Source organism: Anaerotignum neopropionicum (assembly GCF_001571775.1).
GTDB lineage: Bacteria > Bacillota > Clostridia > Lachnospirales > Anaerotignaceae > Chakrabartyella > Chakrabartyella neopropionicum.
Genome location: NZ_LRVM01000005.1, coordinates 13,915 through 26,863, shown reverse-complemented (window position 1 = coordinate 26,863; position 12,949 = coordinate 13,915). Strand labels below are relative to the sequence as shown.

At 40.2% G+C, this 12,949-nt stretch carries 15 protein-coding genes; 8 read left to right on the top strand and 7 right to left on the bottom strand.

Annotated elements, in window-relative coordinates; translation table 11 throughout:
* Nucleotides 1–50: 50 nt before the first annotated feature.
* A complete protein-coding gene (locus tag CLNEO_RS08775) occupies nt 51–314 on the top strand; it encodes a recombinase family protein (RefSeq protein ID WP_066087518.1) in 264 nt (87 codons plus the stop codon).
* A gap of 567 nt (nt 315–881) precedes the next feature.
* Here the strand turns inward: CLNEO_RS08775 and CLNEO_RS08770 are convergent.
* The gene (locus tag CLNEO_RS08770) at nt 882–1,373 is read right to left on the bottom strand and encodes a hypothetical protein (protein WP_066087516.1); all 492 of its coding nucleotides are present in this window, start codon (nt 1,371–1,373) and stop codon (nt 882–884) included.
* A 502-nt stretch (nt 1,374–1,875) separates the two neighbouring features.
* On the opposite strand from CLNEO_RS08770, the gene CLNEO_RS08765 reads away from it, so the two are divergent.
* A complete protein-coding gene (locus tag CLNEO_RS08765) occupies nt 1,876–3,720 on the top strand; it encodes a methyl-accepting chemotaxis protein (RefSeq protein WP_066087513.1) in 1,845 nt (614 codons plus the stop codon).
* A gap of 173 nt (nt 3,721–3,893) precedes the next feature.
* On the opposite strand, the gene CLNEO_RS08760 is transcribed toward CLNEO_RS08765, so the two are convergent.
* Both CLNEO_RS08760 and CLNEO_RS08755 read right to left on the bottom strand, forming a co-directional pair.
* Nucleotides 3,894–4,487 (bottom strand): ImmA/IrrE family metallo-endopeptidase, encoded by a 594-nt coding sequence (locus tag CLNEO_RS08760; RefSeq protein ID WP_066087510.1) that lies wholly within the window; start codon nt 4,485–4,487, stop codon nt 3,894–3,896.
* Nucleotides 4,488–4,734: 247 nt separating this feature from the next.
* Complete coding sequence (locus CLNEO_RS08755) at nt 4,735–5,205, bottom strand: helix-turn-helix domain-containing protein (protein ID WP_066087506.1); 471 nt, start codon at nt 5,203–5,205, stop codon at nt 4,735–4,737.
* 185 nt (nt 5,206–5,390) lie between these two features.
* On the opposite strand from CLNEO_RS08755, the gene CLNEO_RS08750 reads away from it, so the two are divergent.
* From CLNEO_RS08750 to CLNEO_RS08740, 4 genes are all read left to right on the top strand, one after another.
* Nucleotides 5,391–5,597, top strand: coding sequence for a hypothetical protein (locus tag CLNEO_RS08750; protein WP_066087503.1), 207 nt, complete (start codon nt 5,391–5,393; stop codon nt 5,595–5,597).
* A 210-nt stretch (nt 5,598–5,807) separates the two neighbouring features.
* Nucleotides 5,808–5,975: a hypothetical protein gene (locus CLNEO_RS15820; protein ID WP_157723531.1), complete on the top strand. Its 168-nt coding sequence runs from the start codon at nt 5,808–5,810 to the stop codon at nt 5,973–5,975.
* Nucleotides 5,976–6,412: 437 nt separating this feature from the next.
* Nucleotides 6,413–6,592: a hypothetical protein gene (locus CLNEO_RS08745; RefSeq protein ID WP_066087500.1), complete on the top strand. Its 180-nt coding sequence runs from the start codon at nt 6,413–6,415 to the stop codon at nt 6,590–6,592.
* A 5-nt stretch (nt 6,593–6,597) separates the two neighbouring features.
* Nucleotides 6,598–6,984 carry a hypothetical protein gene (locus CLNEO_RS08740; protein ID WP_157723530.1) on the top strand — a complete coding sequence of 129 codons (387 nt, stop codon included), beginning with the start codon at nt 6,598–6,600 and terminating at the stop codon, nt 6,982–6,984.
* A 108-nt stretch (nt 6,985–7,092) separates the two neighbouring features.
* On the opposite strand, the gene CLNEO_RS08735 is transcribed toward CLNEO_RS08740, so the two are convergent.
* Nucleotides 7,093–7,281, bottom strand: coding sequence for a hypothetical protein (locus tag CLNEO_RS08735; RefSeq protein WP_066087494.1), 189 nt, complete (start codon nt 7,279–7,281; stop codon nt 7,093–7,095).
* A 51-nt stretch (nt 7,282–7,332) separates the two neighbouring features.
* Here CLNEO_RS08735 and CLNEO_RS08730 point away from each other — a divergent pair, with 51 nt between their 5' ends.
* On the top strand, nt 7,333–7,518 hold the full coding sequence (locus tag CLNEO_RS08730; RefSeq protein WP_066087491.1) for a hypothetical protein: 186 nt from the start codon (nt 7,333–7,335) through the stop codon (nt 7,516–7,518).
* 399 nt (nt 7,519–7,917) lie between these two features.
* Nucleotides 7,918–9,513 carry a potassium/proton antiporter gene (locus CLNEO_RS08725; RefSeq protein WP_066087488.1) on the top strand — a complete coding sequence of 532 codons (1,596 nt, stop codon included), beginning with the start codon at nt 7,918–7,920 and terminating at the stop codon, nt 9,511–9,513.
* Between the two features lie 397 nt (nt 9,514–9,910).
* Here CLNEO_RS08725 and leuB read toward each other — a convergent pair whose 3' ends face one another.
* From leuB to leuC, 3 genes are read right to left on the bottom strand one after another with little or no spacing between them, the layout of a single operon-like run.
* Nucleotides 9,911–10,984, bottom strand: a complete 1,074-nt coding sequence (gene leuB, locus CLNEO_RS08720; protein ID WP_066087485.1) for a 3-isopropylmalate dehydrogenase — start codon at nt 10,982–10,984, stop codon at nt 9,911–9,913.
* A 5-nt stretch (nt 10,985–10,989) separates the two neighbouring features.
* Nucleotides 10,990–11,484, bottom strand: a complete 495-nt coding sequence (leuD, locus tag CLNEO_RS08715) for a 3-isopropylmalate dehydratase small subunit (protein ID WP_066087483.1) — start codon at nt 11,482–11,484, stop codon at nt 10,990–10,992.
* Entirely contained in the window at nt 11,481–12,755 is a 1,275-nt protein-coding gene (gene leuC / locus CLNEO_RS08710; protein WP_066087480.1) for a 3-isopropylmalate dehydratase large subunit, read from the bottom strand. Before leuC ends, leuD begins: the two co-directional genes overlap by 4 nt.
* Between the last annotated feature and the right edge of the window lie 194 nt (nt 12,756–12,949).

Below are 12,949 nucleotides of genomic sequence, written 5' to 3'. Positions count from 1 at the left end.
AGCTAAGCCCCCTGCCTTTACTCGGTAAGGCGGAAGGCTTAGTCAAGGATATGTCTCACTTAGGCAGGGAGTATTTAGAGGATGGGAGGCCAATTGAAATTGTACTCCCAACCTTCGGTGTCCGATTTATCCTCATCAATGAAGGCACAGATATCCTCTGTGAAACCAGTGATGATTTCCCTTCTATGATGAATTGGTTTAATGAACTCTATGGGGAAGATTGCAGCAAAAAGACTGGGGCATCGGCTCGTACCAAGGCTGAAAAGAGTAAGGGTAGAGATAAAGCTGTTTTTCGGATATTAGAAAGGCCTTGATGATTCTACGTAAAAACATCCCTGATGAAGAAACCGCATCTATCGTTAGATACATTTTTTCTTTGTGTATGAATGGGCAAAGGCTCCTGCTAGATTGTAAAACCGCTTAAATAGGAACAGATTTCCATACTATCACACTGCTATTTTGAGAAATATGGTGTTGTGAAAAGGAGGCAGGACTGGAAAAACAAAAGGATTCAGTTGCAAATGTGGGTGCATTCTTTAGAGAAATCTAAACAATACACCCGGTTGGATATGCGGACTGTGAGATTCTCAATTTGCTTATTGCGAGTGTAAGAAGTTGGCAAACGTGAAGGGGGTACTCCTGTATTGCACCACAATCCGTGGATATTTGCTATGGTAACATTGGTCTGCTGGATAAATTCGTTAAATAAAACTTGGAGTATGAAGCGACACCCAAGGAAGGCGCATAAAAGAGTAAACGGCAGACAATGATTCGCCGCTGCCTGCCGATAAATGCCTGGTATTAGTCACATTTCGAATGTTTCCCTTTAGGAGTTTGGCTAATACCAGGCCGTTTTTTAACTTTTCTAATGTCCTGATAGTTTATGCTTTTTTTCCGGTATCCGGATAGAGTGGATTGCCGTGGTACAAAACGAATTTGCGATTCCGTCGTTTCGAGGTTTTATAGCTCAAAACAATTTTTGTTATCCCTACGAGGGTATTGTCCAAATCGTCCATATCAAACACCTGAGAAACGGAAACCAATTCTCTTGGGTTTACGTTAAAGGCATTTTTATCGCATTTGGGGTTTGCCTTTAAAACCAAGCTGCCACCCTTATAAAAAGCTAAGGAGAAATCATGGGCAAGTCTAGGAATGCTACCGCAATTATAGATATCCAAATCATAACCAAGGCGAAAAGGCTGCTTTACCTCCTCATATAAAGAGTTGCTAAAGCTGCTGTTCAGCCGATATTTGAATCGTATGTCCCGGAGAAAAAATTTAACACCGCCAATATGACGAATTGATTCCACCACAATGAGTGTACTGACAGAACCGGCCACAGCGCCGATAATACCAATATATTCACTAAGCATGGCTACACCTCTTTTCTTAAAAGTCCTTTAATTTATAAAAAATTATAACAGATATATTTACAGATAGAATTCGAGTGTTCAAGAAATAATTTTTGTTTGCTAAGAAATTCTTTTTTTATTGTTTTATAAATTATACCATAGAATATAAAATTTACCAATTGATTTCTGTAAAAATTGCAAGATAGTGTACTTTACGTTACAAGCATCATTGCTATAATTCAAAAGAAAATAAAAATAAGATAACACGTTTCTCCAAAGAATTAAAAAACGTATTATTAAAAGCATTTGATACAATGCTTTATAAATTGTATACAATAAAAGCTGCAAAACAATCTGATTTTTGCATATAAAACCAAGAAAAATGTTGCAAATTGTAAAATGCATGCTATAATTTTATTAAAAGTTATGCTTTATTATAAGAAGGAAATAAGGAATGGTGTTTAAAACTTTCGGTTTGGGATTCTGGATGTTTTAGTACACAGAGGGCGAATGGAGGATTTGTGTGAAATCATTAAAAATCAAAACGAAAATGGCAGTTTTAATGTTGCTGGTTGTTCTTTCCGGTATTTGCGTAGCGGGAGCTTCCATTTATAGAATGGAAATTCAAAAAGATTCTTTTCTGATAACTCTTGAGCAGGAAATTAGAAACGAATTTGATACAAAAATCAAGGAGCAGGTGGATTGTGCTTTATCTATGCTGCAAAGCGTATATAATGCACATTTAGAGGGTATCTACTCAAAGGATGAGGCGGAAAAATTAGGTTTGGATACACTGCGCAATATGAGATATGGTGAGGATGGCTACTTCTGGGGAGATAAGACGAACGGTACTTGCGTGGTCTTACTAGGCAAGGATACAGAGGGAACGAACCGGGCCGATGCAAAGGATGCTGATGGCTTTCCTTTTATTCAAGCCATTAAGGAGCAGGCCATGAATGGTGGTGGATATACTGATTTTGTATTTCCAAGACCGGGTGAAACGGAAGCTGCACCAAAAAGAGGGTATTCTGCGTATTTTGCTCCCTTTGATTTGGTTTTAGGAACAGGAAACTATACGGATTTTATTGATAATTATATTGCAGAGGAAAAGGCTATTGTTGAGGACGAAATTCAAAAATCTATCATCGATCTCATTTTAATTATCGTAGTTTGTGTTGTTGTTTCATGTTCATTGGGCGTTTACATTGTTTTGAGCATTGTGAGGCCCATAGGAAAGCTAAATAAAATTACACGCACCCTTGCCGAAGGAAATTTGGATGCGGAAGTTGACATAAAGACCGATGATGAAATTGGGCAATTGGCAAAATCTATGGGTGTATTGATTGATAGACTAAAAATCTACATAAATTATATTGACGAAGTAGCCTATTTGTTAGAGGAAATGGGCAAGGGGAATTTAAGTTTAAAGTTCCAAAATTCCTATGATGGTGATTTTGCAAAAATTAAAGTTGCCTTGACAGATACTGCGGACATGCTCAATGAAACACTTTCACAAATAAATATTGCTGCTGAGCAGGTGGCCAGTGGATCCGAGCAGGTAGCAGGTGGTGCGCAGGCTCTTTCCCAGGGTGCTACGGAGCAGGCAAGCTCAATTCAGGAATTGTCTGCATCCATAAATGAAGTTTCCGATCGTAGCAGTAAAACTGCGCAAAATGCAGAGGAAGCAAAGGCCATTTCCATGGATGCTAAGGACATAGTCTATAGAGGCAAAGAGCAGATGAATCAAATGGTTTATTCTATGGAAGAAATCAGCAATACGTCCAACGAAATTGGTAAAATTATTAAGGCGATTGAAGATATTGCATTCCAGACCAATATTTTGGCGCTGAACGCTGCCATTGAAGCCGCTAGAGCAGGAGAGGCGGGAAGGGGCTTTGCTGTAGTTGCCGATGAGGTACGGAACTTGGCGGGAAAATCAGCAGAAAGCGCAAAAAATACAGCTGTTCTTATTGAAAAGGCCGTGCAAGCAGTGGATCAAGGTGTTAACATTGTTAACGAAACAGCAAGGACATTGGAGGAAGTTGTGAATAGTACAGGAAAAACAGTAGAAATTGTTCAACAAATTGCCAATGCCAGTGAGGAACAGGCAACATCCATTGCTCAGGTGAATATGGGAGTTGAGCAAATTGCTGTGGTTGTTCAAACCAACTCCGCAACCGCTGAGGAAAGTGCCGCCGCTAGCGAGGAGCTTTCCGGTCAGTCCTTGATGTTGAAGGAGCTTATTGCTAAGTTTAGACTCAAAGGTATGGAAAAAGCAGTGGAAGACGAAGCAGAAGATAATGGGGAAGCTTTTGGGCAAGAAAAATCCCAATTCAACTTAGATGACAGCTTTAATGGGAAGTATTAAATAGGGATGTGTATTGTTAAATAGTGATGTTTTTGTATGAGTGCGATTTCCTTTGGTAGGTTGTTAGCGCCCATACACAAGAAAAGCGGCTTCTTTGCCGCCTGTATAATTTTTCATTTTCTTGTGAAAATATCCCCTGAAGGATGAGTTCCATCATGCTCCAGGGGATAAAATTATTTTTGGGATATTTTTTTAATATATCCTTCGAACTGTTGGGTTATGGCACGCTCCAATGGATGCTGCTGAAAGCGTTGCCGCTGATAGAGCACTTCCATCCTTTTTGCCCTAATTTGGGCCGATTGTAGGCTAATATTGCAAAAAGTAGAAATTTCCTCCGGGGTATGCACCTGGAGGGCGGCAAGGATTGCCGCAGGCATCAATAAATCTCTTGCAAAAATATTAGCTTGGGTTTCTTTTTCATTTGTGCTGGAATCATTTTCACTATTGCGGTAGAAGGTGATTGTTTCAACGTGTCCCAATAAGATGTGTCCAAGTTCATGTGCAACGGTAAAACGGGTTCGTCCGGAATGATGGATGAAATCGTTAAAAACGATGTAATATTGGTTTTCAAATTTCAAAGAAAAGCCATCTCCCTTTTTTGCCTGGGGATCCACCAGATCCCATAGTGTAAAGTTGGAATAGGGAATCATTTTAATTTTATAATGCCTGCAAATTTCCCCTAGGTTTACGGGAAAGCAATTGACGCCGCAATCTCGTAGGACTATCCAGGAAAGATTTCTTGCTTCTTGATATATACTGTACTTCAATGACAACACTCCTTATCTCGTAGTTTTTATCAAAGTACAATGTTTATAAAAGCAAGTAAATATTAGAAGAGGACTGAAAAAATCACAATTGATTGAAAAACCTAGGCCTTGTGGGGTTTTTAGGGAACAAAAAAAGTCCGATTGTTTTGCTTTCTCAAGCCTTGCAATGCGGACTTTTTGGTAATGAATTTCGAAAAAAATTTGTAGACTGAAACAAGAGTCATCCTAAAATGAACAATAGCAATTATTAAAAATCAATATCCTTTACGGCTTCCCCAAGACGTTTCTTGATTTCTTCTGCCGTAAGGCTGGTTGTACCGCATATGTCAGTTTCCTGAAAGCCTCTGGCGGCAACCTTGCCTTGCAAGTGAATACTTGGTTTTGTATGGACACCTAAAATTCGGTCAACTGCTGTTTGCATGCTTGGTTGATTGCGATATGCCATGATTACATCTAGCTCATGTTTGGTGGGAATAAAAGCCTCATTTGCATTTTTTTCTGCTATGGGAGGGCAGCTTTGTGTCCAGCCCATTAAATAGGCGGGAGAAGTGTCCAGTGCTTTTGCAATAGGCTCTAGTATATTAATTGGCAGATTTTCAATATCTCCGTTTTCGTAGCGATAGACGGTGGCGCGGTTTTTCTCCAGTTTTTCCGCAAGCTCGTTTACAGATAATCCCCTTTTTTTTCTGCACGTTTTTATTCTTTGTCCAACTTCCATTTCATAACCTCCTTTCGAAAATAATAAGTTAAGTATAGCAGAAAATCGCACATATGCAATAGAATTCGACAAAATTGTTGCGCAAAATGCGAAATAATACAAAAAATGGCAAAAAAGGTTGACTTTTTTAAAAGAGTTCGTTAGTATTAAGTTGTCGCATAATATGCGACAAAGGAGGCGATAAAATGATCAATGTAAATCAATTTATGAAACAAATTTCAGCCCATGGTTATACAAAGGAAAAGCTGGCAGAAAAGATGGGGATGGAGGTGAAGATTTTTGGTCAGAAGCTAAAAGGCGCAGAGGATTGCTTTACGATACGGGAAGCAAATAGGCTGGTTGAGATTTTGAAGCTAGAGGGAAGGGAGGCGGAAAAAATTTTTTTTGAGTAAAAGTCGCATGGAATGCGAAATTATTACAGAAATTATTTTTTCCTCTAACTATAGCGAAAGAACTGAGGGAAATAAAACAAAACTAAAGAAGGAATGCTAAAAAATGGCAGAAAAAAAATTTATTGATTGCTACCGGCTGCGTAGCGTGCGAAAAGTTTAAGTGGTAAAAAAGGGGAAGGGGGAGTTTTTTTCTAAAAAAGGGGGGATGGTATGACCTATCAATGTAAGTTAATGGACAAGGAATGCGACGGCTGCGGCGATTGTCACGAGGAAGCGGAGCCTTGTCCAAACTGTGGTAGTCAGGAGTATGAAGTGCAATATTTCTTGAAAAATGAGTGGATTGGTTGTGATCAATGCATTAAGCGAAGATTTCCATAACCTTCAAAACGGTTTGGTATGGGAATTGAAAATATTATAAAAGCCTTGGACGATAACTGGTGGGATAAGTAAGGGAAAGGGTGGCGTGTTAACGTCGAGATAGCTTGCATTTCGGCGGTAAAAACCAGTGGAGCACTGCAAATTACAATGAAAACTATGTTCAGGGTGTTGCTCATTTTCAAATGAATTAAATGAGGTAGAGCTCATCATGATTTTTCTAGGGGGAAAACGTCTAATTGAAGTTTTCATAAAGTACCGCTTTTTTGGAAACGAAAAAACTCTAAAAGGTTGACCTTTCTGTGGGATTTTATTATTCCCAAAATGATATTTTTTATTGAAAGGTTTTTTCATGCAATTTGACGGTCATTGCTTTTGGCTTGTTTCGTAGGAATATGATGGCGTAGTAGAGCGTACTTTTGCAATAGGGAGGGGTTCGTATGAATCAAAAAATCACTTGCTGCTACCAATGTCAGGAGCGTCACCCGTTGTGTCATGCAAACTGTATCCGCTATCAAACGGAACGGGAAAAATTGAATCAGCTAAAAGCCGCGAGGGCTGCCATAAACGATGAAATCGATTTATATAAACGACAAAGAATAAACAGGGTTAAGAGGTGATGCCCTTGGCAAAGGAACGAAATTTACAGCTTTTAGACTATGATATTTCCGATAACCGCTATCGTGAGTTAAAATATTTTTGCAGGCAATATAAGGAGAAACAGAAAATTCTTCGTTCCATTACGGAGCTATCTTCACCCCAATTCCAAGTCACCAGAGGGGATGCAATTTCAGACAAAACAGCAAAGATTGCCACAAAAAGGGCGCAATTGACCGATGATATTAAAATCATTGAACAGGCGGCGTTGGAGGCTGATGGGGAACTATATGCCTATCTTTTGAAAAACGTGACCGATGGGGTTGCCTACGAATATTTGGATATTCCAGTTAGCAGAGCGGGGTTTTATGCACTTAGAAGAAGGTTTTTTTACTTATTGGATAAAAGAAGATAAACACGGTGATCTTCATAAAGCCCGATTGTTTTGTACAACCGGGCCTTTTTTATATTGTGGTTTTTGACTAGCTTTTTTCAAAGTACATGGTGCTTTGCAATCGTGTGATTAAGGGTTTACCACACAAATACAATCATGGAATTTGGCAAGCTTCAGCTGCAAAACAGCTTCCAGTACGAAGACAGCATCAACCAAGTCGTTGACGGATTGCCCAATCTTTTCAAAGTCTGCACCGCAATTGCCGATGCAAAGGTAATTGGCTTCAGCTTCATATAATTTGTTTGGGAGAATATTCAAAAAAGAACAAGTGTATCGTTATATACGTAGGCATCCTCAGGGAGGAGTTGCGTGCCAACTACAGTTATTATAAAGGTTGCATCTACAGGCAAATTGGTTATGGTAGGCGGTCATTTTTACGGCAACAGTGACTTGGAAAAAGTTCTACAAAGGCTTTGCAGGCCTATTTCAATGAAAAAATACCATGAAAAAAGAAGGTGTCTGGCATGGTTTTTTAAAAAATTTGTTGGAAAATAGGATGTATTTTGGTTTTTTATAAAGCGTATTTCTTTGTCTGATGTACCCAAATAGCCGTTTGAAACGGTATTTAGGTAATACTTCATATGAAAAGCTCAGTTTTGTGTAACAGTATCCTAAAAAGGACTTATTTGATCGAGGAAATTGTTTATAGAGATAAAAAGCTGAAAAAAGATGCTGTATTCCATTGGCGAGGGGTTTTTGTCATTCATTAAGGCTAGCATTGACTAGAATGCTTATAAAACTTGCAGCAGAGGCATATTACAATAAAAAGTAATTTTACATAATAATGATTGTTTGCTATAATTAGGTTAAAATGAAATCATAGAAAAATCATTGGGTTATTTATTATGCTTAACCCTGAAATTTTTCAATTATTATTTTTGAAAGGAGGCAACAATGGCTGTAAATTTACTTTTAGTAGCAATTATAATAATTGTGTGTGTGCTGGGAAATAAAATTTCAAACAGGCTTGGAATGCCGGTACTTTTAATATTCATTTTACTAGGCATGTTTTTTGGATCTGACGGGATAGTAAAAATAAAATTTGATGACTATTTTTTTGCAGAACAGGTTTGTTCCATAGCACTTCTTTTTATTATGTTTTATGGCGGATTTGGTACAAAATGGAACGAGGCGAAGCCGGTTGCAGCGAAAGCAATTTTGCTTTCCTCCTTGGGAACCGTTTTGACTGCGGGGTTTGTGGGGGCATTTTGCTTTTTAATTATGGGGTTTCCAGTTTTAGAAAGTTTTTTGGTCGGATCGGTTGTAAGCTCAACTGATGCAGCCTCCGTATTCTCTATTTTGCGTTCTAAAAAATTGAACCTTCGTGATCACACAGCATCATTGCTTGAAATTGAAAGTGGGAGCAACGACCCTTTTGCATATATGCTAACCATAATTGTACTTTCTCTCATGAATGGAACCAGCTCACCGCAACAATTTGTATATTTAATTTTTTCGCAAATTGTATATGGCGGTGTGTTTGGCTTGGTAATTGCCATGCTTACCCTCTTGCTTTTTAAGAAATTCCGACTTTCCAGCTCCGGGTTTTATTCTATTTTTGTTTTGGCAATTGCCATAATTTCCTATGCAATACCAACGCTTTTCAATGGAAACGGTTATCTTGGTGCCTATATAACGGGAATTATCCTTGGAAACAGCAAAATAAGCAATAAACCTGAGCTTGTTCATTTTTTTGACGGAATTACTGGATTAATGCAGATATTGCTGTTTTTCCTGTTGGGACTTCTTTCTTTTCCATCCCAATTACCGAAGGTAGCATTTCCGGCTTTGGCAATCTCGATTTTTCTAACCTTTGTTGCTCGCCCTGCGGCGGTGTATTCCATTCTAACCCCTTTTAAAAGTACAGAGGGGCAAAAGAGATTGGTTTCGTGGGCAGGGTTGAGAGGCGCAGCTTCCATTGTTTTTGCAATTATGGCGGTTATCAATTCTGCTATTATAAATAACGATATTTTTCATATTGTGTTCTTTATTGTACTTTTTTCCATACTAATCCAAGGAACATTAATTCCTTTTGTAGCAAAAAAATTGAACATGACAGATAATTCCATAGACGTTATGAGTACTTTTAATGACTATATGGATGAGCTTCCGGTACAGTTTTTGCAGCTATCGATACCTTCCGATTATCCATGGGTTCATCAGAAGGTAAAAGAAATTTTGCTGCCGCCTGATTCCTTTTTGCTTTTGATTGTTAGGGAAAAGGAAAATATTATACCTAATGGGGAAACAGAAATTTTTCCGCATGACGTGCTGATTTTAAGTGGAAAATCGCCCCAAAAGATTGAGGGGCTAACATTATTTGAAATGAATATTAAAAATAAAACCCATTGGCATGGAAAAAGAATTGCAGATGTCATTGGTGGAAATGAACGCATTGTTGTAATCAAGCGGGGCGAGAGTATTGTGATTCCTGTAGGAGATACAGTGTTGCTGGAGGAGGATGTTCTTGTTTTCTCTGAGGCTTTGTAGGTTAAAATAAAAAATGTTACGCCAACAAGGGCGTTATGGCAAAAGGCCATAACGCCCTAAATATTTGAACATTTATTCAAAATTTAGCGTGCCTTAATTCTTTGCTGTTTGCTAGAATTAAGGCAGCACGTACAATTCCCAGCTGATGCCTTGTACGCCCATTTTCTTGCATCTTTTCCGTCAGGCCTGCACAACAACGCTCGTAAACACCTCGCTATTCACTGCGCTTTTTGTTTTGTCTGACGAAAAATCTGACTGCACAGTTGGACATACAGAATTATGGGTTATTACCTTAATAATAAATATCCCGAAGAATCTGCCTAAAAGAGGATAAGTATTGTAGCTGAAAGATGAATTTTATCATTTATATTGAAGAATTCCAGCTTGTTTCTACATATTAAATGCATTCCACAATTGCTTTTCCCATTTCCTTGGTGCCTAAAAGGGTAGTACCGTCTGAATAAATATCTGGAGTACGCATGCCTTGTTCTAAAACCATTTTTACGGCATTTTCAATGGCTTCTGCTTCTTTTTCTAAATGGAAGGAATATTTTAGCATCATTCCTACGGATAGAATAGCCGCAATGGGGTTTGCCTTATTCTGTCCCGCAATATCGGGGGCAGAACCGTGAATAGGTTCATACATGCCAAAAGTGCCGTCTCCTAAGCTTGCAGAGGGGAGCAGACCGATGGAGCCTGTAATCATGCTTGCCTCGTCGGACAAAATATCTCCAAACATATTAGACGTTACCATAACGTCAAACTGCTTTGGATTGCGCACCAGCTGCATTGCCGCATTATCCACATACATAAAGGAAAGGGAAACCAGGGGATAGACTGATTTCATTTCCTCGGCAACCTTTCTCCAAAGACGAGAGGTTTCCAAAACATTTGCCTTGTCTACACAGCAAACCTTTCTATCCCTTTGCATGGCAACTTCAAAAGCATTCTTCAAAATACGTCTAATTTCCACTTCGCTGTAGGCTTCCACATCAAAGGCCTCTACACCGTACTTTCCTTTGCGGTAACCACGCTCGCCGAAGTAAATGCCCCCTGTTAATTCCCGAACAATGAGGATATCCAAGCCGCCTGCAACAATTTCCGCCTTTAATGGACAAGCGTCTGCCAAGGCATCATAAATTTTTGCAGGGCGCAAATTGGAAAATAGGCCCAATTCCGAACGCAAGCCTAAAAGTGCCTTTTCGGGACGTTGGGCGTTGGGCACGCTATCCCATTTTGGGCCGCCAACGGCACCCAGCATGACGCTATCCGCCCCTTTACAGGCTGCCAAAGTTTCCGCGGGCAGGCATTGTCCACAAGCATCAATGGCACAGCCCCCTGCAAGGGCATATTCAAAGGTGAAGGTATGGCTGAATTTTGCTCCTACAGCTTTTAATACGCCGATGGCTTCCTGTGTTACCTCGGGGCCAATGCCGTCCCCTTGAATGACTGCAATTTTATATTCTCCCATAATGATTACCCCTTAATTTTTTCCTTTGTCTGCTCCACCAAACCGCCTGCTGCCATAATTTCCTTAATAAAAGGAGGGAAGGGCTGACCTTGATAAGTACGTTTTTTTGTGTGGTTTGTGATGATGCCACTATCGAAATCAATGCTTACTTCATTGCCGTTTTCAATGTCATTGGCTGCCTCATCGCATTCTAAAATGGGCAGACCAATATTAATGGCATTGCGATAGAAAATACGGGCAAAGGTGGTGGCAATGACACAGCTGATGCCAGCGCATTTAATTGCCAAGGGCGCATGCTCTCTGGAGGAGCCGCAGCCGAAGTTTTTCAGTGCCACAATAATATCGCCAGTGTTTGCTTTTTTAGTGAAATCTGGATCAATATCAATCATGCAATACTTTGCCAATTCCTCACCGCTAGATACATTTAAGTATCTTGCCGGGATGATTACGTCGGTATCTACGTTGTCGCCAAATTTTAAAACCTTTCCTTTTGCGTTCATTCTGCATTACCTCCAATCTTTCTGGGATCTGCAATTTTACCGGCAATTGCAGATGCAGCCGCTACAGCAGGGCTTGCCAGATAAACTTCACTTTCTACATGTCCCATACGTCCTACAAAGTTTCTGTTTGTCGTGGATACACAGCGCTCTCCTGCTGCCAAGATACCCATATGCCCGCCTAAGCAGGGGCCACAGGTGGGCATGGAGAAAATTGCGCCGGCTTCTATAAAATCTGTTACATATCCCCGGCGGATACATTCCAGATAAATTTCCTGAGTGGCAGGGATGATGATGGTACGAACATGCTCCGCAACCTTTTTTCCGCGAAGAATATCTGCGGCAATTGCCATATCGTCAATTCTTCCGTTGGTACATGAACCGATTACCACCTGATCAATTTTCACATCTCCAACGTTGTCGATGGTTCTTGTGTTATCAGGCAGATGTGGGAAGGATACGGTTGGTTGAAGGGAAGAAAGATCGATGGTGATTTCTTCGTCATATGCAGCGTCTGCATCAGCTTCATAACTATCAAAAGGCTTTTGGGAATGTTCCTTTGCATAGGCGATGCAAGCGTCGTCTATGGGGAAAATACCATTTTTCGCCCCTGCTTCGATTGCCATATTTGCGATGGTAAAGCGGTCGTCCATGGTGAGTTCTTGGATGCCTTCACCGGTAAACTCCATGGAGCGGTACAAAGCGCCATCTACGCCGATTTTGCCGATGATATGTAAAATTACATCCTTGCCGCTGACATGAGGGGGTTTTTTACCAACAATATTAAACTTAATTGCCGAAGGCACCTTAAACCAGCATTCCCCTGTAGCCATACCGATGGCCATATCGGTGGAGCCAATGCCTGTGGAGAATGCGCCCAATGCGCCATAGGTACAGGTATGGCTGTCAGCGCCGATAATTACCTGACCGGGAACCACAATGCCTTGCTCAGGCAAGAGAGCGTGCTCAATGCCTGCTTTCCCAACGTCAAAGAAGTTTTTAACTTTCATGTCGTAGGCGAAGGTGCGACAGCTTTTACACTGCTCTGCCGCTTTAATATCTTTATTTGGTGTGAAGTGATCCAGGACGATAACTACCTTTTCAGTATCGAAAACCTCCGTTGCACCTGTTTTTTTGAATTCGTTTAGCGCAACAGCCGTGGTAATATCATTTCCCATTACGATGTCTAATTTTGCCTGGATCAACTGGCCTGGGACTACGGTATCCAAGCCTGCGTGGTTTGCCAGTATTTTTTGTGTCATTGTCATTCCCATATAAAATACTTCCTTTCTGTTTTTAGTTTTTAGAAAAATAAGACCTTGGGTTTTTAGCAGTAAAAGTGAGTGACCCAAACCTACAAGGGAGCTCCTCCCTTGACCCTTTATTGGGGGCAAATGATGTCTGCACCTTTGGGATATTATATTTGTTGTTCGTCCTATTGGTGCCCTCGAACGTAGTCCTCTTGCCC

Excerpts from the sequence above, each read along its gene's own strand:
- CLNEO_RS08750 (WP_066087503.1), top strand. The coding sequence starts at position 5,391 with ATGATCAATGTAAATCAATTTATGAAACAAATTTCAGCCCATGGTTAT.
- CLNEO_RS08745 (WP_066087500.1), top strand. The coding sequence starts at position 6,413 with ATGAATCAAAAAATCACTTGCTGCTACCAATGTCAGGAGCGTCACCCG.
- CLNEO_RS08755 (WP_066087506.1), bottom strand. The coding sequence starts at position 5,205 with ATGGAAGTTGGACAAAGAATAAAAACGTGCAGAAAAAAAAGGGGATTA.
- CLNEO_RS08725 (WP_066087488.1), top strand. The coding sequence starts at position 7,918 with ATGGCTGTAAATTTACTTTTAGTAGCAATTATAATAATTGTGTGTGTG.
- CLNEO_RS15820 (WP_157723531.1), top strand. The coding sequence starts at position 5,808 with ATGACCTATCAATGTAAGTTAATGGACAAGGAATGCGACGGCTGCGGC.
- leuD (WP_066087483.1), bottom strand. The coding sequence starts at position 11,484 with ATGAACGCAAAAGGAAAGGTTTTAAAATTTGGCGACAACGTAGATACC.
- leuC (WP_066087480.1), bottom strand. The coding sequence starts at position 12,755 with ATGGGAATGACAATGACACAAAAAATACTGGCAAACCACGCAGGCTTG.
- CLNEO_RS08775 (WP_066087518.1), top strand. The coding sequence starts at position 51 with ATGTCTCACTTAGGCAGGGAGTATTTAGAGGATGGGAGGCCAATTGAA.
- leuB (WP_066087485.1), bottom strand. The coding sequence starts at position 10,984 with ATGGGAGAATATAAAATTGCAGTCATTCAAGGGGACGGCATTGGCCCC.
- CLNEO_RS08770 (WP_066087516.1), bottom strand. The coding sequence starts at position 1,373 with ATGCTTAGTGAATATATTGGTATTATCGGCGCTGTGGCCGGTTCTGTC.